General features: G+C 35.6%; 13 protein-coding genes. 8 read left to right on the forward strand and 5 right to left on the reverse strand.

The features are described from left to right. Nucleotides 1-122 precede the first annotated feature (122 nt). Both IRZ78_RS08795 and IRZ78_RS08800 read right to left on the reverse strand, forming a co-directional pair. Complete coding sequence (locus IRZ78_RS08795) at nucleotides 123-2,435, reverse strand: glycoside hydrolase family 3 N-terminal domain-containing protein (RefSeq protein ID WP_194616165.1); 2,313 nt, start codon at nucleotides 2,433-2,435, stop codon at nucleotides 123-125. Between the two features lie 12 nt (nucleotides 2,436-2,447). Further along, nucleotides 2,448-4,706, reverse strand: a complete 2,259-nt coding sequence (locus IRZ78_RS08800; protein ID WP_194616166.1) for a TonB-dependent receptor — start codon at nucleotides 4,704-4,706, stop codon at nucleotides 2,448-2,450. Between the two features lie 392 nt (nucleotides 4,707-5,098). Here IRZ78_RS08800 and IRZ78_RS08805 point away from each other — a divergent pair, with 392 nt between their 5' ends. From IRZ78_RS08805 to IRZ78_RS08840, 8 genes are all read left to right on the forward strand, one after another. Beyond that, entirely contained in the window at nucleotides 5,099-5,845 is a 747-nt protein-coding gene (locus IRZ78_RS08805; RefSeq protein WP_194616281.1) for an NUDIX domain-containing protein, read from the forward strand. Nucleotides 5,846-6,245: 400 nt separating this feature from the next. Continuing rightward, the gene (locus IRZ78_RS08810) at nucleotides 6,246-6,833 is read left to right on the forward strand and encodes an RNA polymerase sigma-70 factor (protein WP_194616167.1); all 588 of its coding nucleotides are present in this window, start codon (nucleotides 6,246-6,248) and stop codon (nucleotides 6,831-6,833) included. Nucleotides 6,834-7,059: 226 nt separating this feature from the next. Beyond that, a complete protein-coding gene (locus IRZ78_RS08815; RefSeq protein WP_194616168.1) occupies nucleotides 7,060-8,100 on the forward strand; it encodes a FecR domain-containing protein in 1,041 nt (346 codons plus the stop codon). Nucleotides 8,101-8,242: 142 nt separating this feature from the next. Beyond that, nucleotides 8,243-11,650 carry a TonB-dependent receptor gene (locus IRZ78_RS08820; protein WP_194616169.1) on the forward strand — a complete coding sequence of 1,136 codons (3,408 nt, stop codon included), beginning with the start codon at nucleotides 8,243-8,245 and terminating at the stop codon, nucleotides 11,648-11,650. Between the two features lie 12 nt (nucleotides 11,651-11,662). Further along, nucleotides 11,663-13,033, forward strand: coding sequence for a RagB/SusD family nutrient uptake outer membrane protein (locus IRZ78_RS08825; RefSeq protein WP_194616170.1), 1,371 nt, complete (start codon nucleotides 11,663-11,665; stop codon nucleotides 13,031-13,033). Between the two features lie 59 nt (nucleotides 13,034-13,092). After that, nucleotides 13,093-14,040 (forward strand): ATP-binding cassette domain-containing protein, encoded by a 948-nt coding sequence (locus tag IRZ78_RS08830; RefSeq protein ID WP_194616171.1) that lies wholly within the window; start codon nucleotides 13,093-13,095, stop codon nucleotides 14,038-14,040. An 11-nt stretch (nucleotides 14,041-14,051) separates the two neighbouring features. Then, nucleotides 14,052-16,319, forward strand: a complete 2,268-nt coding sequence (locus tag IRZ78_RS08835) for a Gldg family protein (protein WP_194616172.1) — start codon at nucleotides 14,052-14,054, stop codon at nucleotides 16,317-16,319. 11 nt (nucleotides 16,320-16,330) lie between these two features. Then, nucleotides 16,331-19,144 carry an insulinase family protein gene (locus tag IRZ78_RS08840; RefSeq protein ID WP_194616173.1) on the forward strand — a complete coding sequence of 938 codons (2,814 nt, stop codon included), beginning with the start codon at nucleotides 16,331-16,333 and terminating at the stop codon, nucleotides 19,142-19,144. Between the two features lie 173 nt (nucleotides 19,145-19,317). On the opposite strand, the gene IRZ78_RS08845 is transcribed toward IRZ78_RS08840, so the two are convergent. The 3 genes from IRZ78_RS08845 to IRZ78_RS08855 all read right to left on the reverse strand — a co-directional run bounded on the left by IRZ78_RS08845 (nucleotide 19,318) and on the right by IRZ78_RS08855 (nucleotide 24,624). Continuing rightward, the gene (locus IRZ78_RS08845) at nucleotides 19,318-19,818 is read right to left on the reverse strand and encodes a hypothetical protein (protein WP_228520415.1); all 501 of its coding nucleotides are present in this window, start codon (nucleotides 19,816-19,818) and stop codon (nucleotides 19,318-19,320) included. A 215-nt stretch (nucleotides 19,819-20,033) separates the two neighbouring features. Continuing rightward, the gene (locus IRZ78_RS08850) at nucleotides 20,034-21,437 is read right to left on the reverse strand and encodes an efflux transporter outer membrane subunit (protein WP_194616174.1); all 1,404 of its coding nucleotides are present in this window, start codon (nucleotides 21,435-21,437) and stop codon (nucleotides 20,034-20,036) included. A 19-nt stretch (nucleotides 21,438-21,456) separates the two neighbouring features. Next, nucleotides 21,457-24,624: an efflux RND transporter permease subunit gene (locus tag IRZ78_RS08855; protein WP_194616175.1), complete on the reverse strand. Its 3,168-nt coding sequence runs from the start codon at nucleotides 24,622-24,624 to the stop codon at nucleotides 21,457-21,459. Between the last annotated feature and the right edge of the window lie 6 nt (nucleotides 24,625-24,630).

Consider the following 24,630-nt stretch of genomic DNA (forward strand, 5'->3'; position numbering starts at 1 on the left):
CAGATTATTTATTTTCAAATTTAAATCTGCAGAATCTGCGTGAAACAATTTTTATTTTCTTCTTTTTTTAATCTTTGGCATTAAATAAAATCTTTGCGACTTCGCGACTTTGCGAGATTAAACTATTCTTTAGTATAAGTTTCCGTTCTGGCATCTGTAATAACACCTTTCCAGTTTAATCCAAAAGCAAAATCGTAAACATTTCCTTCGCTGTCTTTATGTGAAACCATATCAAAAGGAACGTCCTCAAATTGCTTTTCGACTGTTTCCATATTTGCCGGCATTTGCACCGGTAACAATCCTGATGGTTCTGTTTTTCCGGAAATGATATCTAAAACCGCTTGTGTAGAAACTCCAAAATTCAATACAATTCCGTCAACTTGATTTTCAAATTCATTAAAGATCATAGGTTTAGATGCTGTTACCGAAACAATTACCGGTTTTCCGTTCATCATATCTTTGGTATCGAGAATTGTTCTCAAATCCATTGTGTTGGCAACGGTAACGGTTTTGTTTTTATAGGTTCTGTCTGTTATGGTTGGGTCGATAACCTGATCTCCAGCAGCGATACTTTTTGCCCTTGCATCGGTTGCTGTATAGGTTCCGTACTGAAGCGAAATTGGCACATAACCATTGCTTCCGCTTGTTCTGTCTTTTAAATCATAACCACCTTCTAAACTCTGTGGACTCGTAACAAAAACAATAGCAAAATCAGCTTTTGATGGATCTTCGGTTACATTGTAATACTTCTTAACCAAATCTAAATTTACAGGATAATCTAATTTTGGCTGACTCGCAACGCCCCACCAGTCTTTGGTTGAAGCGGTATAAATCTTGGGAATAAAAACGGTTTTCTTTTCTTTTAATGGAAGAAATGAAGCTTTGTTTTTTAACATTACAACCGATTTTAACTGAGCCTCATAACCCGCTTTCATAAACTCAGGATTTCCAACAATTGCTTTTGTCTCAGCAACATTCAAATACGGATTTTCAAAAATTCCAACCCTGAAAATATTCTTTAATAATCGAACAGCAGATCTTTCAAAACGAGCCCTCATAAAAGGTTCTCCAAATTCTTTGATTCCCATTTGGTACGCTTCCAGAACTGGCTTTTTATCATTGTTTCCTCCAAACTGATCTACTCCGGCAACAATAGCTTTATAGTGTCTTTCTACAATCGAAAGATTCTCAACTCCCCACGGTTTTCCTGCAAAAAGATTGGGTGTTTTGCCTTCATCGCCAGTTACCAGCCAATCTGTACAAACTACTCCATCGTAACCATATTTATCTCTTAATAAATCAGTAATGATGTATTTGCTGTACCCGTTGGCTACATTTTCATTGTATTTTTTATCCTGATCAAAAGTGATTGTATAATAGGGCATAACTGCCGAGGCTTTGCTCGTTTTTCCTTTTAGTTTGAAAGCTCCATTTACAAAAGGATCAATATGTTGCTGCAAATTATTTCCCGGATAAACAGCAAATTTTCCGTAAGCCCAATGTCCATCGCGACCACCTTCTTCAGCTCCTCCGCTAGGCCAGTGTTTTACCATAGCGTTCACACTTTTGTAACCCCAACCGTCTTTAATTTCGTCCTTTCCGTACGAAGTTTGAAAACCGTCAATATAAGCACGTCCCATATCTCTGGTTAAAGTCGGGCTTTCTCCGAAGGTCATCGAAATCCTGTACCATCTTGGTTCTGATCCTAAGTCGATTTGTGGAGATAAGGCCGTTGCAATTCCTAACGCACGATATTCTTTAGCAGCAATTTGACCAAACTGTTCTACAATTTTAGGGTCGAAAGTTGATGCCATTCCCAAACCATCCGGCCACATTGAGATTGTTCCTCCTGCTCCTGCATTAAACTCTGCGGTAACAGTTGCATTATGACGCGGATCTGTACTGGTATTACTCGGAATTCCCAGACCAATTCCTTCTACAAAAGCCTGCATTTGGTTGTTCCATAAAGCAGCTACTTCAGGACTTTCTACATTTGTGATCAAAACATGGCGAAGATTATCTTCTTTCAAAAAAGCCTTTTGCTGATCTGTTAAATCGTACGCTTTAGCATTGCTTTCCGGAAATACTTTTCCGTTATAAGTTCCTGCATTATAACCCGCTATTCCTGCCGGTAAAGCCTGATGACGACTGTATAACATTAATCCTGCAATTTGTTCCACTGACATTTGAGAAGCTAAATCTTTAGCTCTTTCATCTGCCGAAAGTCGCCAGTCTTCGTATTTATCCAGTTTTCCGTTTTTATTTAAATCTTTAAATTTCTTTCCGTTGACGGTTAAAATTTTAATACCTGATTCAGGAGAATATCCCAAATCGGCACCTTTATTATTTTTAATAATGGTAAAGTTTTCCTGCTGAGCTTGTACTGTAAGGCTTATAAAAAAAGCGAAACCGACAGTTATGATTGTTTTTTTCATTTTAGATAAAATTTAGAACCTGAAATTAAGAGAAGCTTCTAATGTAAACGGACGAATATAAGATCCTACCAAAAGCTGGTCGTAATAAGCTGAAGCATCTGTAATCAGCTCCGCACCACTAATCGCTCCTTTTGCACCTGTTTGGTTTAAGAAGTTCACAGCTGTTAAACCAATATCAAAATGATCGTTTATTTTGTAGTTTACACCTCCAAAAGTTTCCCATCTTGGCGCAAAGAATAACGCGTTTGTTAAGTTGGCATATTGTTTACTGAAATAACGGAAACTCGCCCAAACCTTGAAATCTTTGTAGGTATAACTTGGATCAATTTCCATCAATACTTTAGAAATTTCCAAAACGTTTTTATCGTTATAAGAATAGTTATTTCCAAAAGCAGAGAAATCATAATTCTTGTAAACCGGATCCTGAAACGTAATTAAGTAATGAAGATTAAAACCTTTAAATGGTGTTGCTACAATGTCTGTAGTCCAGCCTAAGGTTTGAATATCGTAGAAAACGGTTGCTACTTCTGACTGACTTCCATCTGCAGGATTTACCAGATTCAATCTTGCCTGATAATTGTTTCTTGTCAAATAAGTTGCTTGGGAAACAATGCTTAAATTTTTCAGATTGTAGTACAATCCAAATGCTGCCAACGGACTTTTTGTTTTGGCCAAATTGGGCGCCACAGATCCTGAATAACTTTCAAGCTGGCCATTTTTTTCTGTATAAGTGAAATCAGCAAGAACTCCGGCACTTTTTGTCACTTTGTAAACTGCATTTACAGAACCTCCTAAATGAAACCAGTTGTTATCAAAGTATGATTTTTGGCTTGGATCGAAAACTACATTTGGCGTTCTTGGCGTTTGGTAATAATCTCCTTTTAGTTTGTGGTATCTTAAATTGATACCATAAGCCAATGTCAGACGATCTGAAATAGTCCAGTTATCAGAGAAATAACCTGATAGTTTGTTCTCGAATCCGTTGTGGTATTCTCCACCAACATTGTAATTGTAAAATCCGTCAGCATCCGTATTTGAAGTTCCTCCCGGAGTATTACGAACCAACTTGTCAGGATTTGGACTTACAGTCTGGTTAAAGAAAGAACGGCTTGAAGTAAACTCGTCCACATTATAATAATATTCTAATAATCCAAATCTCCATTTATGTTTCTCTACATTCTTTTTAATTTCGAAACGGGATAAAAAGGTTGTTGTTGGCGTTCCGTCAGTATACAATCCCAACATCGAATTTACATTTCCTACATAAGGCTGACCAGTTGCCTCGTATGTAAAATTATCAGTTGCAGTTCCCTGAAAAATACTCAACGGAATGGCAATTAACTGTGATGCTTTTGAAGTTCTAAAACGAGTTGAGAACGTAAATTTCCAGTCGTTGGCCAAATCGTAATTTCCTAAGATATCAAATGTGTGTGAAGTTGTTGCTGCATCGCTCGCGCCCATATCCGCAAACTTAGTTTCGCCGGTAAGTATGTCTTTGAATTTCATTGTTCCATCATTTACGATGTACGAGTCACGACCAATTTTAAAATCATTGTATTCTTCGACTTTTCCGCCTTCTTTATATCTAAAAACGGCATAGTTGGTTAAAGAAGCTGAGTTGGCATATTTATATAAAAAGCTTATTTTCCCTTTTCCGTTATTGAATTTTTTGGTAAGTCCGGCTCTGTAAATTTGAGTTCGGTCAGAATAATTGGCAAATTTTAAATCGAAAGAATTGGGATCGAAATTAGCGTAAGCTCCCATTGTATAGGACCAGCCTTTTGCTAAAGGTCCTGAAACATTAAGATCTCCTTTCATCCAGCCAAAACTTGAACCTGAGAGATTACCAACAATTTCTAATTTATCTGTTCCTAATTTAGTGTATGAGTTTACCGCAAAACCTAAATCTCCGGTTGTAATAGCCGCTTCTCCAATTTTTAGTAAACCGGTTCTCTCCAAACTTTTACTTTGTCTCCAGGTTCTGTTTGGTAATTCAGGCCAGAAATAATACACAACTGGCAAATCATTTTCCTGAATCGTGATTCCACCAACAGTTGATGGTAATCCGATATTTACATCACGCGGACCTGAGTTATTGGCAGCGTTAAGCATTACGTTTCTATTTTTTTCTTCTTTGGTATCTGTTTCTACAATTTTGGTAATTGTTTTAATGGAGTCTACGGCTTTTTGTTGCTTTTTATCATCTTGAGAATAGGCATCAAGAGTCGGAAAAACAGCCATACAGATTGCTGAGATTAGCATTTTTTTCATAAGTGGTAAGTTAGTTTAAGTAAGTTTTAATTTCATTGCTTCATTATGAAGCAATATTAAAAACAAATTCCCATATCAACAAATAAATACCTAAATAATTTTCATAATCTCACTATTTCAAGCATATAAATTTCATAAAAACAATAAAGAAGAAATATGCTTATGTAATTAAAAAACAGCAAAAAAACTACTACCTCGTTTGCGTAAAGTATTAAAATCACTGGTTAAAGTCATGTTGCCCCTATTTTAATACAGAACAACAAATTCAAATTAAAACTTCGATTTCTAAATCAGTATTTTTTTTTATGCCTTAAAAAAAAATGTCAGAAAAAATTGAAACGATTTGGCTTATAATTCTTAAAAAGATTAAATTTGGAGTTAACTTTAACCTTATGGAATTAAAACATATACTTGAAAAACAATCTGCAGAGTCCTTTAAAAAATATATTCCGACGCTTTCTATCGATTGTGCTATTTTTAGTTTTAACGAAAATTCGCTTCATGTTTTAACCGTAAAAATGAAAGATCAAAATTCCTGGGGACTTCCGGGAGGTTATGTAAAAAAAGAGGAAAACGTTGATGATGCGGCAGTTAGAATATTAAAAGACAGAACAGGAACAGAGAATATCTACCTGCAGCAGTTTTATACTTTTGGAAATTTAAAACGTTCTGAAAGTGCTTTTGAAGAGCATGATGACAGCATCTGGAATAAACAGCGTTTTGTATCTATTGGTTATTATGCGCTCGCAGAACATTCGCACGTAAAATTGGTTATCGACGAATATTCTACTGCCGTTGAATGGCACTCCATAGACAATCTTCCGCCATTTATGATGGATCACAGATCGATTTTAGATAAAGCATTGCTTACTCTCCGCGAGCAATTGAACAATCATCCTATTGGCTATAATCTTCTAAGTGAAAAATTTACAATGCCGGAATTGCAGAAATTGTATGAGGCCATTTTAGGAAAAAAATTAAATCGAGGTAATTTTTATCGAAAAATCCTTCGCTATGATATTCTCACCAAACTAGATGAATCCCGAAAAGGTGGCGCGCATAAAGCCCCTGACTTGTACAGCTTTGATTTAGAGAAATATAACAGCGCACTTAAAGAAGGTTTAAAAGGAAGCTGGTAAACTACCTAATGTAACACAGTTTATATAATTTCTTTTCAGACAGACGGAAGATCTACAAGCAAATTTAATAGACTCAAAATTTAAATTTTCTTACTATTCATAAATAGTTACATTTCCACAACAATTCTTCTTTTTTATATCCAAAACCAATAGTTCCATATTTTCGTATATTTTATAATATCAACCTCTTAAATGCGATAAACAGCAACTTTAAAAAAATTTCGTACTCAAAATAGTACGTTTCGTTGATTTATAAAATGACTGATGTATTTTTACAAATTAAACAAATTTTGTAGTAAATAATTAGCAAAATAACATTTCGACTAAATATTTTTAGTGGTAATAGTGCATATATTCAAAAAAGTGATAATATTGTCCAAGTTAACAAATTATTATCTCAATGTCTTTAAACTCCAATTCCGACCAAAGCAAGCTCCTTTACGAGTTATCGCAAGGGAATGAACTGGCGTTTACAAAACTGTATAATGAATACAAAAATGTTGTTTTTTCCACTGCTTTAAAAATAACAAAATCAAGAATTTTAGCTGAAGAAGTGGTTCAGGATGTCTTTTTGAAAATCTGGCAAAATCACGAAAATCTGGCTGAAATTACCAATATCGAAAACTATCTTTTTATTATTTCCCGCAATCATATTTTTGACATGATCAAGAAAATTGCGAGAGATACGTCTATAGTTGTTGAGACTAACTACAAAAGCACATCGACAAATGATACTGAAGATGCCATAAAAGACGATCAGTACAATATTATCTTAAACCAAATTGTCGATCAGCTTCCGCCACAGCAGCAAAAAATCTACAAAATGGCAAAATGGGATGGTTTAAGCCACCAGAAAATTGGTGAAGATTTAGGCATCTCTACAGAAACGGTAAAAAAACATATGGCTCAGGCTCTGAAATTTGTTCGCACAAAAATTTCGCCTTACATGAATATGTTCATGACCTTGTTTTTATTTTTTAAAATGTAAACTTTCAGCCACGGCTAAAAAGGCTGTTTTATATTATTTTACATTTTTTTTACATTTTTTTCACTTTCGACTACTCCTTCCCTGTTTTTCAATCGTCTTTATAATAAAGATCATTACTTGACATAGGATTCTATCCTATTTTAACAAGATCATTGCATTAAAACAAAAACAAAAAACACCCAGGTTTACTATTATAAACGATTATTAACTCACAATCAAAACGCAAATGCAACAAAAAGTATTTGAAGAATTATTCGAAAACTACCTGCAGAATAATTTATCTGAGGCAGAACAACAAAAGCTGATGGAGATTATCCAGTCAGGTACGCATGATGATTTTATTAAAGAAAAGATTCAATCGCTGATGAAGGAAAATCAGAATCTTGAAATTCTGGATAAACAAAAAAGTGATGATATACTGAGTTTTATTCTTTCTCAATCATCGGCTTCAAAAGTTATTTCGATTCATGATAATAAAAGATCCTATAGAAAAATTGGAAGAACGCTAGTTGCCATTGCCGCAGCGATTACCATTTTGTTTGCTTTAAGAACTGCTTTTGTTTCTGAAAATGTGCCCAATGTCATAAAAACAAAAGAAGAAAATGTAGAGAAAGAGAGCTCGATTCTGGCGTTTAACGGAAAACAGCTTATTCGCTTACCTGACGGAAGTACGATTATCCTAAACGATAAGAGCAGTATCACGTATGACCAAAATGATTTTGACAAAGAAACCAGAGAAGTTACACTATCGGGAGAAGCTTATTTTGATATTAAAAGAAATGAGAAAAAACCATTTATCGTGCATACGGGCAAAGTAAGTACAAAAGTTTTAGGAACTGCCTTTAACATCAATGCGTACGACACATCTGACAATATAGAAGTTACGGTGGAACGTGGTAAGGTACAAGTGGGAGATGTAAAGAAAACATACGGTATAATCACCCCTAACCAGCAAATAAAGGTAAACAAAAACACCTTAGACTTTGAGCAAAACAATATTAAAATCGAAACTGCAATCGCCTGGAAAAGTAATTACCTGATTCTGGATGATATCAATATGGAAGAGGCGGTTGCGCTAATTTCTCAAAAATATAAAGTCTCGATTGTATTAGAAAATGAAAACATTAAAAAATGCAGGATTACTGCCAGTTTCTTAAACGAAGAAGATTTAGATCATGTTCTAAAGGTAGTATGTAGTGTTATAGAAACTACATATCATTATAATCAAAATAACGCCATTGTCCTGGAAGGGAAAGGCTGCGAATAGCACCAATAACGGAGTATTAACCTTTTTAAAAACGATATAAAAACTAGCTAAAACCAAAATAAAAAAGCCATCTAGCTCCTACACCAGATGGCCGCGATTCTTAATAATTAATTCCAGTAACCATTAAAAAACATGCAAATTTATGAAATTACGCTGTAAAACAACCATGTTTGACAGGGAAAAGACATCTACGTCTTTTTTTAACCTGTCAAAAAAAACCATTATGATCATGCGAATCAGTTTATTCCACATTTTCTTACTGACCTGCGGCACGCACATGGTCTTTGCCAATGAAATGAGCGGTCAGAATCTGGAAGCGATATCTGTAGATATTGAACTTCATAATCAGGATATTAAAACCCTTTTTAAAACGATTGAAAATAAGACAGGATTACTATTTGCTTACCAGCCACAGATCATAAAAGATTTCCCTAAAGTAAGTACTCCAAAAGGACGCCGCAGTGTAAGCGATATTTTAAATAGTGTACTTCAGGGCAGCAATTTGATCTACAAACAAGTAGACAAAAATGTAGTGATTTACAAAAAAGAAAAATCTAAAACTGAAGCTGATACAGAAACTAGTGCTTCTAAAAAAGAAAAATTTGAAGATGCCGATTATATGCTGTCAGGAAAAATTCTTGATGAAAACGGTCAGCCGCTACCAGGTGTTACTATTTCGCTTTTAGGCGGAAACAGACAAGGTGTTTCTGATTTCGACGGACAGTTTTATGTTCAGCTTCCGTCAGGAAAACATACCCTTAGAATATCTTATTTAGGCTATAAAACACAAGATATTACGGTTGAAAACCAAGTATCTGTTACCATCAAAATGCAGCCCGATTTGGCTAAACTAGATGAAATCGTCGTGATTGGTTACGGTACTACAACCAAAAGAACTTCGACAGGATCTGTAGTGAAAATTACGGCAGAAGATATCGAAAAACAGCCGGTAACCAATATTTTACAAACACTTCAGGGAAGAACTCCGGGTGTTTTTGTAACCCAAACATCCGGTTATGCAGGATCTGATATGAATATTAGTATTCGTGGAAGAAATTTTATTGCCGGAAACAATTTACCTCTTTATATTGTTGATGGGGTTCCTTATATTGGAGACGATATTAAGGAACAGGTTCAGGATCAAAATGTTATTAGAGGTGCCCAAAAATCGACCAGCCCTCTTAATATCATCAATCCAAATGATATAGAAAGCATCGAGATCTTAAAAGATGCAGATGCAACGGCAATTTACGGTTCAAGAGGAGCCAATGGTGTGGTATTAATTACGACCAAAAAAGGAAAATCAGGAAAAACAGAATTTACGGTAACTACCAATTCAGGAGTTTCTGAAGTAGCCCATATGGCAAAAACATTAGGAACGCCTGCTTATTTAAACATGCTGCAAACGGCATTGACCAATAACGGTGATGTTGCTGATGTTGATAGTAACGGTATTGCTATTACTGACTGGGACCCGAATGCGCAAACAAACTGGCAGAAAAAATTAATAGGCGGAACAGCTAATTTCAATAACTATTCTGCGTCATTAAGAGGCGGAAATGACACCACAAATTTCCTTTTAAGTGGTACTTATCATAAGGAAACTACTGTTGTACCGGGAAATTTTAGCTATGACAAATTCTCTACCAACTTTAATATCAATCACAGTACACTTGATAATAAATTAAAAGTTGGGGCTTCTGTAATTTTTGCCACAGATAATAATAAACTGCCCTTTTTTGATATCACAACTTATGCAGTAGGCACTGCTCCTAACCGTCCGTTGTACAATGCAGATGGCAGTTATTACTGGTCTCCGGACTATTTTAGCGATATTAATCCGCTTGCTGCTTTAGAGAAAAGAGTAGACGATAAAGGAACGAACTTAATTACAAGTTTAAGCCTTCAGTATGAGATTGCAAAAGGATTTTCTTTTAAAACAGATCTTGGATACGGAAGAGCGCAAATGCAGACCAAACAATTCATGCTGGCATCAGCAAGTAATCATGTTTATGCCGAAGCCAATGGCATGGATATGAACTTTCAAAGATCCTATACTGTTTCGACCAATAATACCAATAATTTTACTGTAGAGCCACAGCTGAATTACACCACTGAATTATGGAAAGGAAACTTAACTGCATTAGTTGGAGGTTCATGGCAGAACAGGAAATCTGAAATGCCATCTTACGTTAGTTCAAGCGGCTATAGTTCGGACAATTTAATTGGAAATCTGGGAACTGCAGAAAACGTAACGGCTACTAACGGAAGTGCAGAATATAAGTACATTTCTCTTTTTAGCAGACTTAACTATAATATTGATAATAAATACATCCTGAACATTAACTTTAGAAGGGATGGTTCATCACGTTTTGGAGCGAATAATCGTTTTGGAAACTTTGGTTCTGTGGGTGGTGCATGGGTATTTACTCAGGAAAAATTCTTAAATAATGTAAAATGGTTAAGTTTTGGAAAACTACGTTCCAGCTATGGAGAAATTGGAAGTGACGAAATTGGCGATTATCAATATGCTGAAACTTTTGACACTCGTACTTACGGCGATGGAAATGCTTCTATGGCAGCAGCCAGAATTGCAAATCCTAACATCAAATGGGGATTAACAAAGAAATTTGAAGCTGCCCTAGATTTAAGTTTCCTAAACGATCGTATTTCTTTTACCGCTGCTTATTATAAAAATACGTCAAGTAACCAATTGGTAAACTATACCCTTAGTGCGCAGGCAGGTTTTACAACCTATACAGCAAACTTACCTGCAAAAGTTGAAAATAAAGGATGGGAATTTACTCTAGCGACTACCAATATTCATACTAAAAACTTCAACTGGTCAACGTCCTTTAATATTTCGACCAATTCAAATAAGTTAGTATCATTTCCGGGTATAGAGTTCACCAGCTATTACTCTCAATATGTAGTAGGAAACCCTTTAAACAGCAGGTATTTGTATAATTATACCGGTGTAAATGCTAATGGAATTGCTCAGTTTGAAGATCTAAACGGAGACGGAAGAATCTCTTCAGGATATGCTGAAACAGGCAAAGGTGACAGAAAGTACGGCGGGCCATCTTACCCTCAATATTACGGTGGGATCTCGAATACCATTACCTATAGAGCTTTTACTCTTGACTTTTTGTTTCAATTCGTCAAACAGGATGGTACTACTCTAATGTCTTCTACAGGAGCTCAGCCGGGTTATCCTTATTCAACGGCGAATTTTCAGGTAGATGAATACAATGATTATATCGCACAAGGAAATGTTTTAAGTTCAGGTTTTCAAAATAGTTTTTTTAATTATTTAGGATCCAATGCTTCTATTGTAGATGCATCGTATATAAAACTTAAAAATGTAAGCGCTTCTTACCAGATTCCTTTAGATCAGGCAACAAAGAAATATTTACAGAGCATTCGCCTTTCGGTTCAGGGACAAAACTTGGTAACATTTACAAAGTACAAAGGTCTTGATCCGGAAACACAAGGTTTGGCATTGCCTCCATTGCGTACCATCACTCTAGGAACTCAGTTTACATTTTAAATCTAAAAAATCATGAAAAATTTTTCTACTAAATATACCTGTGTATTTTCGTTTTTTCTTTTATTAGGACTTACAAGTTGTGATAATGCTCTGGATGTTGATCTTCCAAGCAATCAGCTCTCATCAGAAAGTGTGTATGCTACCGAGGCAACAGCCGAAGCTGCTGTAAACGGAATTTACCAAAGCATGGTTGCCGATTTTTTTTATAACAGGGTACATGCGCTTCTTGGGCAAACAGCTGATGAATTAGTGCCAAGAACAGGTATTGCCAATGTTTACAGTTCGAATGAAATTCCGGAAACTGACGGAACTATAAACGCTAACTGGGGCGAATTGTATAAAACTATTTACAATACTAACAACGTCATCGAAGGGCTTAGTAAAAGTAGCTCTATTAATGCCGTAAAAAGCAAACAATGGATTGCCGAAGCTAAATTTCTAAGAGCGTATTCTTATTTCTACCTGACCAATCTTTGGGGAAGTGTGCCGCTGGTACTTACTACAAATGTTGATGTATCAGCATTGTTGCCGCAATCTTCGCAAGAGGCTGTTTATGCACAAATTTTACTGGACTTAACAGATGCTTCAAAAGATCTTCCAACAGATTATAAAAATTATGATCAGGAAAGAATCAGAGCTACAAAATGGGCGGCAGAAGCTTTATTGGCAAGGGTGAATCTTTATTTAGGAAAATGGAATGAGGCATCAACCCATGCATCTGCTGTAATTAATCAAACTGGTACTTATGGTTTAATTACGGGATTAACAGAATCTAACAGCCCTTTTATTGCAGATAATAAAGAGTCGATTCTTCAAATACCGTATTATAATGTTGATTATACTTACGAAGGATCTACTGTATTTACAACCGGGGGGACTTTATTGCTAAGAAAAGGTAATGCGCTTTTTGAAACCGGTGATGCCAGAAAAATAAACTGGACCATTGATATTACTGACAGATTGGGCGTATTTTTAGGTATTGCACCTCGCAAATATCAAAATGATTTTGGAGACTCTCCCTCAGAGCGCTCTACCCTGCTTCGATTAGCAGAACTCTACTTAATACGCGCCGAAGCCCGGGTAAAATCGAATGATATTACCGGAGCTCAGCAGGATATTAATGCAATTCGAAATAGAGCTTTATTAGAGAATACTACGCTAACAAATCCAAATCAATTATTGGACTTAATTGCTCTTGAGAGACAACGCGAGTTTTTTGCCGAAAACGGACATCGCTGGCTGGATCTTAAAAGAACCGGAAAACTAGATGAAACACTCTCTGCTTTATCGGATAAAATCTGGAAATCTACGGATAATTTATATCCTATTCCAGAGCCGGCACTTCGCTCTAATCCTTTCTTAAACCAAAATTCTGGATACTAAACAAATAAAATAAACGCAAGAATGTTACTTAAAAACATTCTTGCGATTTTAAAAACACTATGGAAACAACAATTGTAAGAGTTGAGGACTTGTCACATCAATATAGTAAGGATTGGGCAATACAAAATATTAGTTTTGAAATTAAAACAAACAGAATTTTAGGTCTTTTAGGATCTAATGGTGCTGGAAAATCAACTACTATGAATATTCTTTGCGGGGTTTTAAACCAAACCAAAGGAAACATTTTTATTGATGGAATTAATTTAAAAGAAAACCCTGTCGAAGCCAAAAAATTAATTGGCTTCCTGCCACAAACACCGCCATTGCATTTGGATTTAACGGTAGATGAATATTTGATTCATTGTGCAGAATTAAGACATGTAAAAAAAGAAGATTTAAAGTATGCTTTAGAAAAAGCCAAAGAACAATGCGGCATTGCACATTTCAGCAACCGTTTAATCCGAAACTTATCAGGAGGTTACAGACAGCGTGTAGGTATTGCCCAGGCTATTATTCACGAACCTAAATTAGTAGTTTTAGATGAACCAACAAACGGGCTTGATCCTAACCAGATTTTAGAAGTTAGAAAATTAATCAAAAAAATATCCAAAGACAAAGCCGTTATTTTCTCCTCTCACATTCTATCTGAAGTTCAGGCAACCTGTCAGGATATCAGAATGATCGAAAACGGACATATGGTTTTTTCCGATACGCTTGATGCTTTTAATAATTATATCGAAGCAGACAAATTAATGGCAAGTTTTGAAAATCCGCCAGCTCTTGAAGCATTAACAGATATAGCCGAGATAACGAATGCTGTTTTCCTGTCTCCAAAAAAAGTACAGATCACTTTTACCGGAACTCAGGAAGTCGCCGAAAAAATTATTTCGCTAAGTGTCTATAACAACTGGAAATTGAGAGAAATTCAATTTGAAAAAGTATCTCTGGACGAAATTTTTGCTCAATTATCTAAAAAAGCGCCTTCTAAAAACGCTATTCTTTCTTAAAAAACAAACAAATGAAAACAATATACAGAATCGCTAAAACAGAACTCAACACGATGTTTTATTCGCCTGTTGCATGGGTCGTTTTAGTCATATTTTCCATCCAGTCCAACTGGAAATTCTTTGACTCTCTGGAACGCTTTGAAAAATCTCAGAAAATGGGCGACGGAATGGGTAATTTGTCGCAAGCTATTTTTTCAGGATTCATGGGCTTATATACTGAAATGCAGAATTATTTATATCTATATGTTCCGCTATTAACAATGGGATTGATAAGCCGTGAAATCAACAGTGGTTCTATCAAATTGTTACTTTCCTCGCCCATTAAAATCAAAGAAATTGTACTAGGCAAATATTTAGCCATTGCCGCTTATTGTCTTTTATTTGTTGGTATATTGGGGTTACAGGTTGTTATTTCTTATTTCTCTGTCGAAAATTTAGATTTAAAATTTGCTATTTCGGGACTTATTGGTTTGTATTTATTGGTTTGTACCTATGCTGCAATTGGGCTTTTTATGTCTTGTTTAACTTCTTATCAGGTTGTTGCTGCGATTAGTACATTGGTAGTTTTGGCAGGATTAAATTTTATTGGCAAATTATGGCAGGATGTCGAGTATGTAAAAGATATCACTTATTTTCTATCGATCGCCGGTCGTGCAAACGAAATGCTAGAAGGTCTAATTATAAGTAAAGATGTATTGTATTTTATACTGGTTAGCAGTCTTTTTATTGGCTTGAGTATTTACAAATTACAAACCGGAAGAGATGCACAGCCCGTTTCTAAAAGAGTTTTAAAATATACTTTACTTATAAGTGTTGTTTTGGCCCTTGGCTATATTACTTCAAGAGCATCTCTGACGTTCTATGAAGATATGACACGCAATAAAGACAGAACATTAACCAAAACGAGTTTAGATATTGTCAATAAAATAGAAGGACCAATTACGCTTACTACTTATGTAAACTTATTAGATATTAACTATTATATGGCTATGCCGTATTCGCAAAATCAGGATATTTCAAGTTTTCAAAACTACACCCGTTTTTTGCCTCAAATGCAAATGGAATATGTGTATTATTACGACACTTCAAACAATGAAGCATTGTATGCCCAAAACCCGGGATTAAATGATAAACAGCTTGCCGATAAACTGATCGAAACGCAGAATGTAAAACTTAAAAAATTATATTCTCCTGAGGAAATTAAAAAAGTTATTGATCTGAAACCGGAACAAAACCGAGTGGTAAGAACAATCCAATACAACGGAAAGAAAACATTTTTAAGAATGTTTGATGATTTATTTAAAGCTCCGGGCGAAAAAGAAATCTCTGCTTCTTTAAAAAGGTTAGTGGTTCCTGCTCCAAAAATTGTTTTTGCCACCGGAAACATGGAGCGAAGCATTGATAAAAACGGAGATAAAAATTACAAAACAGGATTCAATGAAATCACTTTTAGATATTCACTTATCAATCAAGGTTTTGATGTTTCCTCTGTAGATATTAATGCGCAGAATATTCCGGAACAAACCGGTATTTTAATTATTGCCGATCCAAAAACACAATTGAGTCAGGGTGCCATTGACCGTATTACCAAGTATATCGACCAAGGAAAAAATGTAATGCTTTTATCTGAACCTGAGACTAATTCGGCTTTAGCTGCTATAACAGATAAATTAGGATTGAGTTATACCAAACAAACACTGGTTCAGGAAAGTGAAACCAATTCTCCGGATTATTTAGTAACCGATCTTCAAAAAAATACAGATCCTGCTATCATTAAATTTAGTAAAACCAGAAATGATTATCCAATTCCGCTTTTAGGAAGCAGCGGAATCAAAATCGTTAAAAATGCCGGATTTAAAGTTACACCACTTTTAAAAACCAATAACCAGCCTGCATGGGAATCTCAAATGGGAATTACTTCAGTTTCCGAAAATTTGAAGAAACAGCCTTCTGTAACGACTATTCCCCTGGTTGTGGCATTAACGAGAAATATTAACGGAAAATCCCAAAAAATAATTGTTGCCGGAGATGCTGATTTTATGGGTAATGCAGAGTTAAGCCGAAGCGGTTCAGGAACATTTCAGTTTTTTACTGATGTTTTCAGCTGGTTCAGCAATTACCAATATCCAATCGATACTACCCGTCCGGAAAATACAGATAAGAAAATAATCATCAATGCGAATCAGGTTTTCATCAATAAAATTGTCTTTATTGGGCTATTTCCTTTATTGATCATTTTAAGCGGTGCTTTTATACTAATTAGAAGAAACAGAAGATAAAAAACATTAAAATGTATACTAAAAAAAATATCATCATAGGCATTTTAGCGCTGTCTGTTCAGGGTGCGTTTGCTCAATTCAAAACCAATATTGCGCTGGATAAAAACGTGACAACCGGAAAATTAAAAAACGGATTAACGTATTATATTCTGCACAACGAAGAGCCAAAAGACAGAGCGAGTTTTTACTTTGTTCAAAACGTTGGCGCCATACTTGAAGATGATAATCAAAACGGATTGGCGCACTTTCTGGAACACATGGCCTTTAACGGAACAGAACATTTTAAAGGAAAAGGTATCATTAAAATGCTGGAAAAAAACGGAGTAAGTTTTGGTAAAGACATCAACGCTTATACCGCTCAGGATGAAACTGTTTACAATATTAGCAGTGTTCCCATTGCTAATCAGAAACTAATTGATTCTACACTTTGGGTACTTCATGACTGGTCAGGATCGCTGTCTTTAACTGATGCAGAAATTGATGCAGAAAGAGGTGTAATCAGGGAAGAATGGAGAACCCGAAGAACGAGCGGTTTTCGCTTAAAAATGCAGACGGATCCTGTTTTATACAAAGGTTCAAAATACAGTAAAAGAGATGTTATTGGTGATTTAAATATCATCAATAACTTCAAATATGCCGAATTACGCAATTACTATAAAAAATGGTACAGACCCGATTTACAGGCTGTGATTATTGTGGGAGATATTGATGTAAAAGTAATGGAGCAAAAGGTCAAAGCAATATTTTCGGGTATTGCTTTGGCTAAAAAAGCAGCTGCCAGAACCTATGCGCAGATTCCAAAACATGATGAATTGTATTTCGGAACTGCATCAGATAAAGAGGCTTCATCAACTTCTATTACGCTTCAGTATGTTCTCGATGAGCCCTTATTAAAAGACAGCACTGTAACGCGTAAAAACGTAATGAACTCTTTTTATACCAGTATTTTAAACAATCGTTTCAGAGAATTAATCCTAAAAAACCAAGGTTCGGCATTAAACTTAAAAACTTATTTCGAACCTGTTTCAAGATTAAGTACATCCTTTAATATTTCGGCTTTAGCCAAAAAAGGAAAAACGATTCAGGCTTTTGAAGAAGCGTATACCGAAGCAGAACGCTTAAAACGTTTTGGTGCCGCACAAGCTGAACTAGACCGAACAAAAAAGATTTTCATAAGCTCATACGATGATTTTCTCAGCAATAAAGATAAAGTCGACAACGACAGCTGGGCAGATAAACTGACGAATTATTTCTTAAAAGCAAAACCTTTTCTTTCTGCAGACGATGATTATAAATTGATTGTTGGTATTATTAAAAGCATCAGTCTGGAAGAATTGAACACTTACGCGAAAACTATCCAGAAACCTATAAATCAAGTAGTTTTGGTGACTGGTTCTGATCAGGATAAAAATGATTTCCCAAATAAGGAAGCTGTTGTTAATGTGATGAAAAAGGTTGAAAGTATGCCTTTAGAACCGTACACAAAAAAAGAAAACAATGCACCTTTAATAGAAAAAGAATTAAAACCTGCTGCTATCAAAAAGACATTCGAAGTAGCCGGAATTAAGGATGCTAAAGGTTATATTTTAGAGAATGATGCTAAAATAATTGTGCTTCCAACAACATATTCACAAGATCAGATTGTTTTCTCTGCATTTTCAAAAGGTGGTAAATCGTTGGTAAAAACAGAAGATCTGGCTTCCGCCGAAATTGCAACAACACTTGCAAGATCTTCCGGTTTAGGCAATTTTGATAACATGGGCTTAAAAGAAAAACTAACCGGAAAAGTAGCACAGGCCTCCCCTTTTATTGGCGAAAATACGCAGGGTTTTCAGGGAAGTTCCAACAAAGCCGATTTCGAAACGATGCTGCAATTGCTTTATCTTTCTTTTGAAGTGCCACGTTTTGATCCCAATATTTTTAGTATTCTGAAAGAGCAGTATAAAAACAATCTCGAAAATATCAAACAAGACAACGCAAACACTTTTAAGGATACTATTGAACTGGCCAATTCTAATTATAACCCGCGTACATTTATATTTAACGAGAAATTCCTTGAGACTATTGATCTGAAAAAAGCAGAAAGTATTTATCGTGACCGAATTAAAAATGCTGGTGATTTCACCTTTATTTTTGTTGGAAACATTCCGGATTCAGCCATAGAACTGATTCAGAAATACATTGGAAACATTAAATCAAATCCGGCTTTAAAGGAAAATTATGTAGATCATAATATTGAACCTAAGAAAGGAAAAACCGAAGTGCATTTCACACGTCCGATGGAAGTGGCGAAAACAACGGTTTATTTAAACTTAACCGGAACAATCCAATACAGTAAAGAAAATGCTTTGTCGATGTATATCATTGGAGAAATACTATCAAAGCGGTTCCTGCAGACGATTCGCGAAGAAGAAGGCGGCAGTTACGGCGTAAACGTTGGCGGAAATCTTGAAATAATCCCAAAACCAACTTTTAGTCTTGCCCTGACTTTTGACTGTAATCCTGATAAAGAAGAAAAATTAATGCAGATTGTCTGGAAAGAATTAAACGATTTAAAATCAAATCCGGTCAATGCAAATGATTTAGAGGACATTAAAAAGGCGCTTTTAAAAAACAGGGAAGAATCACTTAAAACCAATTCTTTCTGGATCAACACGCTCTATAACAACAGTTTAAGTCAGATTCCGTTTTTACAGGAGGAAGAATATAAAAATTTAATTTCTAAAATTAATCAAAAAACTATTCAACAGTTTAGTAAGCACGTTTTGGATAGTTCTAGTAGTGTCGAAGTTATTATGAGCCCTGAAAATCAATCAGGAAAGTAAAACTTTAGAATACATTTTTATTTTATTAGTCATTAAAGGTTGTCTTTGCCAGGACAGCCTTTTTTGTTTTTATATATCGCAGTTAAAAAATGAAACACTAAAAAAAAACATCGCATTAAACAAAAAAAACGTCTCATTGCTGAGGCGTTCTTCAAAATTAGTCATGTTTTTATTTAGTGGTGATTATCATGTCGGTGATCCTTACCTTTATTAGAATTCCCTTTAGATTTATCTGGATGATCGTTTTTAGAATTTCCGTTTTTATTTTTATACTTGTTATTTTCTTTATATGCTTTATCCGGTTTGTTACCTCTGTTTTTTTGAGGTTTCCCGTGATATCCCTTTGGATATTCTGCTCTGTGTTTTTTATGATACGTATAAGGAGCATCTCCTCTGTAATCATTTAAAACTACCTTATATCCTCCGTACAGATCATATTGTCTGTAGTTTGAAGGTAATCTGCTTTGTCTGATCCATCTGCCGTTATTATCATAAATAAACTGTTTTTGGGTAACATCATAATAGGTATCGATATCCGGCAAATAGTAATATCTACTATCGTCATAACCTTGTGGCCCCCAACTTGGAGGTGTACCAATATTTACATTGATCGAAACTTGTGCGTGAGCAAAAACACTCATCAAGAGCATTATTGCAATTACTATTTTTTTCATTTTTGTAGTATTTAGTATTAATGTATTTAATACAATGCTAAAGTAGTGCCATTTATTTGCTTTTATACTCCTCATTATACAAAAACACCAAACCAATCGACGAATAGTACCTCAGAGCCGACAAAATGTATAAAAAAACGCCTCAAAATTTTGAGGCGTTTTTATACATATTTTAATTTGTGACGATCATCATAAAAATGATTTATCGATATCTCTTATTTCCATCCACCACCCAGAGCGCGGTACAGATCAACTACAGCTTGTAATTTCTGTAAATTATCATTTACACCACTCAATTGAGCTGCTAAAAGGTTTTGTTCTGAGGTTAATACATCTGTATAATTAGTGGCAGAACTGTATTCTAAAAGTTGTTGTGTAAAATCTACTGCTTTTTCTAATGCTTCGATTTGTTTTTCTCTTGAATCTTCTTTTTCAACCGCCATTTCATAAGCATACAAGGCATTCGAAACTTCCTGACCTGCAACTAAAAGACTTTGTTGAAAATTATTAAAAGCCTGCACTTGTCTTGATTGCGCGTTTGTTAATCTTGCTTTATTAAGTCCTTGATTAAAAATAGGCTGTGTTAATCCTCCAATTATAGAATAAAAAATAGACTGATCGAAGAAGTTTTTTAATTGCAAAGTAGACAAACCACCACTTGCGGTAAGTGTTAAACTTGGATAAAAATAAGTTTTAGCCATATTAGTGGTCTCAAAAGCGGTTCTGAAATCAAACTCAGCCTGACGAACATCCGGGCGATTCTCTAACAATTGCGCTGGTAAACCAATAGCTATTTTCTCAGGAATAACCTGCTCACCTAAAACCCCTCTTTCGATTGGTCCTGATGGTTGTCCTAATAAAATATTAAGTGCGTTTTCTGTCTCGCGAATACTTCTTTTTAAATCCGGAATCAACACTTCGGCTGCATGCTGGTTGGCCTCACTTTGTACAACAGAAGCACCTGTTACAATTGCTCCTTCTTTTAAAGCTTTTATAACTTCGACATTTTTAATACGGCTTTCTAATGTAGATTTCGTGATTTCTAATTGCTTGTCATACGATAATAATAAGAAATAATTATTAGCAATATCCGAAATCAACTGGGTTTGTACCGCTTGTTTTGCCGCATCTGTAGAAAGATAAGTGGCTAAAGCTGCTCTTTTAGAACTGCTTAATTTTCCCCAAATATCAGCTTCCCAAGACGTACTCAGACCCATTTTATAAGTCGTAGTTAACGTATTGATATTGATTCCTGCCGGAAAATTCAAAGCTGCCTTAGATTGCTTATTACGTGTTGCATTAGCATCAAAATCCAAAGTTGGATAATAAGCCAATTTGGTTTGACGTAAAGTTGCGCGCGCCTGTACGATATTTTCTATTGCATTTTTTAAGTTCAGGTTCTGGTCTAGTCCTTTCTGAATTAAAGCGTTTAGTTTTTGATCCTTAAAAATAGTCTGCCAAGGCATATTGGCGATAGTAGTCGAGTCAGCAGAAGCCTGATCCCTGTATAAATTATCTGTCGATAATGTTTTGGGACGCTCGTACTTTTTGGTAACACAGGCACTCAAAAGAGTGACTGCAACTACCATAAGAATATATTTATTTGAACTATGAGTCATTTTTTCTTAATTAAAATTATTACTCTTTATGAGCTTCGATTAGTTGTACCTCTTCATCATCATCTTCATCATCATAACCATCTTTTGCCGGGCCACTCACTTTTTCCTGTAAGGTCTGGAAAATGATAAACAATACTGGAATAACAAATACTCCCAAAATGGTACCAATTAACATTCCTCCTACTGCTCCTGTACCAATTGATTTGTTTCCTACAGCTCCTGCTCCGGAAGCAAACATCAAAGGAACAAGTCCTAAAATAAAGGCAAAAGAAGTCATTAAAATCGGTCTTAAACGCGCAACGGCTCCTTCAACTGCTGCCTGTACAATTGGCATTCCTTTACGCCTTCTTTCGAGGGCAAATTCAACAATCAAAATACCGTTCTTCGCCAGCAAACCAATCAACATGATTAGAGAAATCTGAAGGTAAATGTTACTGTTTAATTTGAAAATAATCGAGAACAAATACGCTCCTGCCAATCCAAACGGAATCGATAATAATACTGCAAATGGCAAAATATAACTCTCGTATTGTGCACTTAATAAGAAGTATACAAAGACAAGACATAATATAAAGATAAAAATGGTTTCGCTTCCTGAAGCCAATTCCTCACGTGTTAATCCTGAGAATTCATATCCGTAACCTGTTGGAAGTTCTTCTGCTGCAACTTCCTGAATGGCCTTAATGGCATCTCCTGAACTAAATCCAGGATTTGGAGCTCCCGTAATAGCAATAGAAGAGAAAAGGTTAAACCTTGAAATAGATTCCGGCCCGAAAACTCTGGTCATTTTTACAAACTCTGTAATTGGAGCCATTGTTCCTGCACTGTTTCTAACAAAGATTTTATTTAATCCTTCTGTATTGGTACGGAATTCCGGAGAAGCCTGAATCATAACACGGTATTGTTTTCCGAATTTATTGAAATTTGAAGCATACAATCCTCCGTAATAACCTTGCATCGTTGATAAAATCGTGTTGACAGGTACACCTGCATCTTTTGCTTTTGCCAGATTAATATCCATCATATATTGAGGAAAACCTGGATTAAATGGCGTGGTGGCATATTGAATTTCAGGGCGTTTTGACAACTTTTCTAAAAAATCAGTATTTACTTTAAAGAATTCAGCCGTAGTGTGTCCTCCTTTATCCTGCAATTGGAATTCGAATCCTCCACTTTGTCCAAATCCCTGAATTGTTGGCGGAGAAATAAAGAAGATATTAGCTTCACGAATGCCGCTTGTTTTGGCAAAAAGCTGGCCAATTACATCATTTACACTCAGATCACGTTTCTCCCAAGTCTCCAGTTTTACAATTACCATACTGTAAGCACTTCCCGCTCCGGCTGTAAAGTTCTGTCCCACAATTCGAAGTGTGTTTTTAACACCCGGAATTGTTTTGGCAATACTATCCACTTTTTTTGCAATAATATCAGAACGTTCCATAGAAGCAGATGGCGGTAAACTTATGTTGGCAAAAACAGTTCCCTGATCTTCCGCAGGAACGAAAGCAGATGGTGTTGTTTTCATCATATAAAATAAAGATGCACCAGCAATAACAATAGAGGCCAATACGATCCATTTTTTTACAGAAAGAAATTGAACTGATTTTTTATATTTACTCGTAACGTTATCAAAGGCAACGTTAAACGATGTATAAAATCTTTGAATAAAACTTTTATGTTTGTGATCGTCAGCATGTGGTTTTAAAAGCAAAGCACACAATGCAGGGCTTAAAGTCAAGGCGTTAATCGCAGAAAGGATAATTGCAACGGCTAACGTAATACCAAATTGTTTGTAGAAAACCCCAGTAGATCCTGTAATAAAAGTTACCGGAATAAATACCGCTGCCATTACAAGAGTGATCGAAATAATCGCTCCGGAGATTTCATCCATTGCATCAATCGTCGCTTTCTTAGACGACTTATAACCGTGATCCAGCTTGGCATGCACCGCCTCGACGACGACAATAGCATCATCGACCACAATACCAATGGCCAGTACCATGGCAAAAAGGGTTAATAAGTTAATGGTAAACCCAAATAAATTCAGGAAGAAAAATGTTCCTACAATGGCTACCGGAACTGCAATGGCCGGAATTAAAGTTGATCTGAAATCCTGAAGGAAAATAAATACTACGATAAAAACCAATATAAAAGCTTCAATCAACGTATGAATTACCTTTTCGATAGAAGCATCAAGGTTTTCATTAACGTCAACAAGAATCGTATATTTTACTCCTTTTGGAAAGATTTTTGCAGCCTCTTCAATAAGGGCTTTAGAGTTGTTGATTACATCACGGGCATTAGATCCTGGAGTCTGGCTAATTGCCATTGCAGCAGATTCTACACCATTTGTTTTAATCGTTGAAGTATAACTTAAAGATCCTAGCTCTACTTTAGCAACATCTTTTAATCGCAGCATTTGTCCGTTTCCAACAGATTTGATGATAATATCGCCAAATTCCTTGTCGCTGGTTAAACGTCCTTTATACTTAATTACGTATTGAAAAGCCTGATCTCCGTTCTCACCAAATTTACCTGGTGCAGCTTCGATATTTTGTTCGGCCAAAGCAGCTGAAATATCACTGGGAATCAACTTGTATTGTTGCATGATATCCGGCTTTAACCAGATTCTCATTGAGTAATCTTTTGCACCAAAAACCGTTACATCTCCTACCCCAACTACACGCTGAATTTGCGGTACAAGGTTGATTTTAGCATAATTTTGAAGAAAGGTCTGATCATAAGCAGGATCATCACTATATAAAGAGAAAATCACTAAGTTACTACTCTGACTCTTTGTTACTGTTACACCCGCCTGAGTTACCTCTACAGGCAATAAACTAGTTGCTCTGGAAACCCTGTTCTGAACGTTTACCGCTGCTAAATCCGGGTTTGTTCCTACTTTAAAGAAAATTTTTATAGAGGCATTACCATCATTTGTTGCTGTAGAAGTCATGTAAGTCATGTTCTCTACACCGTTAATTTGCTCTTCAAGCGGAATTACGATACTTTTAAGTACAACGTCAGCATTGGCACCTGTATAACTTGCCGAAACGTTTACTGTTGGTGGGGCGATATCAGGATATTGAGATATAGGTAACTCAATAAGTCCTAAAACTCCCAGAATGACAATAATAACAGATATTACCGTCGAAAGTACAGGTCTTTGTATAAATATTTTAAACATTTTTTC

This window comes from Flavobacterium sp. CSZ, assembly GCF_015350725.1.
Taxonomy (GTDB): domain Bacteria; phylum Bacteroidota; class Bacteroidia; order Flavobacteriales; family Flavobacteriaceae; genus Flavobacterium.

Bases quoted from the DNA above. Each gene is read 5' to 3' on its own strand.
- IRZ78_RS08795 (WP_194616165.1), bottom strand. From the start codon at position 2,435: ATGAAAAAAACAATCATAACTGTCGGTTTCGCTTTTTTTATAAGCCTT.
- IRZ78_RS08800 (WP_194616166.1), bottom strand. From the start codon at position 4,706: ATGAAAAAAATGCTAATCTCAGCAATCTGTATGGCTGTTTTTCCGACT.
- IRZ78_RS08805 (WP_194616281.1), top strand. From the start codon at position 5,099: ATGGAATTAAAACATATACTTGAAAAACAATCTGCAGAGTCCTTTAAA.
- IRZ78_RS08810 (WP_194616167.1), top strand. From the start codon at position 6,246: ATGTCTTTAAACTCCAATTCCGACCAAAGCAAGCTCCTTTACGAGTTA.
- IRZ78_RS08815 (WP_194616168.1), top strand. From the start codon at position 7,060: ATGCAACAAAAAGTATTTGAAGAATTATTCGAAAACTACCTGCAGAAT.
- IRZ78_RS08820 (WP_194616169.1), top strand. From the start codon at position 8,243: ATGAAATTACGCTGTAAAACAACCATGTTTGACAGGGAAAAGACATCT.
- IRZ78_RS08825 (WP_194616170.1), top strand. From the start codon at position 11,663: ATGAAAAATTTTTCTACTAAATATACCTGTGTATTTTCGTTTTTTCTT.
- IRZ78_RS08830 (WP_194616171.1), top strand. From the start codon at position 13,093: ATGGAAACAACAATTGTAAGAGTTGAGGACTTGTCACATCAATATAGT.
- IRZ78_RS08835 (WP_194616172.1), top strand. From the start codon at position 14,052: ATGAAAACAATATACAGAATCGCTAAAACAGAACTCAACACGATGTTT.
- IRZ78_RS08840 (WP_194616173.1), top strand. From the start codon at position 16,331: ATGTATACTAAAAAAAATATCATCATAGGCATTTTAGCGCTGTCTGTT.
- IRZ78_RS08845 (WP_228520415.1), bottom strand. From the start codon at position 19,818: ATGAAAAAAATAGTAATTGCAATAATGCTCTTGATGAGTGTTTTTGCT.
- IRZ78_RS08850 (WP_194616174.1), bottom strand. From the start codon at position 21,437: ATGACTCATAGTTCAAATAAATATATTCTTATGGTAGTTGCAGTCACT.
- IRZ78_RS08855 (WP_194616175.1), bottom strand. From the start codon at position 24,624: ATGTTTAAAATATTTATACAAAGACCTGTACTTTCGACGGTAATATCT.